This is a genomic window from Ilumatobacter sp. (genome assembly GCF_041688325.1).
Taxonomy (GTDB): Bacteria; Actinomycetota; Acidimicrobiia; order Acidimicrobiales; family Ilumatobacteraceae; genus Ilumatobacter_A.
Map to the genome: position 1 here is coordinate 1 of NZ_JBDNIJ010000285.1, position 1,405 is coordinate 1,405.

Annotated in this window: 1 protein-coding gene; it reads right to left on the minus strand. The window is 65.1% G+C overall.

Features of this window, described 5'->3' with window-relative positions:
• The coding region (locus tag ACH2EI_RS15375; RefSeq protein WP_395160667.1) for an ISL3 family transposase at positions 1–1,286 on the minus strand (1,286 nt) is incomplete at its 3' end.
• Positions 1,287–1,405: the final 119 nt, after the last annotated feature.

Here is a 1,405-nt window from a genome sequence, read left to right on the forward strand (position 1 = left end):
CCTCGGATTCTGCGAGTTGGGATGGTAGCCCATTTGATGCCGAGTCGGCCGATGAGCCGGCGGCGATAGTTGATGTGATTGACGAATCCGTGAGCGTTTCTGCGGGTCTTCTCAGCAAGCATGTGGATGTTCTCGACCCGCCCGTTCGAAGCGCCGCTGGTCGCGTGGTAGGCGAGGATCTCGGGCATCCACCGGTCGATCGTGCGCGCCAGCCGGGTGAGTTCGACGGTGTCGGCGTCGGCGCAGTGCTGCAAGAACACGATCATCCGGCGGCGAGCGTGCGCGACATCGACCGCTGAATACACTTCGCGCAACAGCTCCTTCGCGAGGATGGCGGCGCCGACTTCGCCATGGGTGTCGCCGGCGGCGAGCAGTTCGAACATCCATGCCAGACGATCGTCGCTGAGGCGTTCGTAGGCGGTGAGGAACACGCGCCGTCCGCGGTAGAGCGGATCGCCTTTGCGGCCCCGATGCCCGAGGGTCACTTGTTGGACTCGGCGCCGGGCGTCGTCGATTGCAATGTTGGCGAGCTTGATCGCGTGAAAGTGGTCCACGACGCGCACCGCGTTGGGCAGGTGCGTGTCGAGCGCCTTGCGGTAGCCCGCAGCCGGATCGAGCGTCGCCAGCGTGATCTTCGAGCACCAATCGACACCACGCTCAGCAAGCCAGGAGCCCAGCACATCAGCGCTACGCCCCTCGATCACGTCGAGTAGGACGTGGCGGTCGAGGTCGACGATCTGGGTCGTGAACACAGTCCGATGCTCAGCGTTCGCGTTCAAAAACCGCTTCTCATCGACACCAATACCGGTGACACCGTCGAGACGGGCAGGGTCGTTGATGGCCGGGTCGGTGTAGTCGATCACGGCCTGGTGCGCGGTGTGCCAGCCGACGCCGAACTCGACCGCAGCCGCGGCGATCGAGTCGCCCTCGACGTTCACCATCTCGGCCAGACGGCGGCGTGCTCGTTCGGTCAACGACGCCCGGGCGGCGATCGCGTCGACGTGTTCAGACCACGTCGACACCGCACACAACACCTCACCGCAACGCCACCGACGCCGGGCGAACACGATCACCGTCGGCACTCCTGCGATGGGCAGATCGCGGACCTGGGTGCGGTTGCGACCGTGGCCGATCGCCCGGCAGCCGCAGCCGTGGCACCACACAATGTCGGCGGGAGTTTCGACGTTCAGCCCCCACTCGCCATCGCGAAACAGCTGGACACCGACGACGAGTTCGGGCATCCCAACGAGCGCGGTCGCGTCGTCGCTACGGTAATTCCTGGACAAGGGTCTCTCCTTCAGCAGATGTCAGATACCTGCAGAATGGCGAGGCCCTTGGCCATGCTGGTGGACCCCTATCCCGGGGCCCGAAACTCACACCGCCCCACACTCAGTCGCGTAGAGCC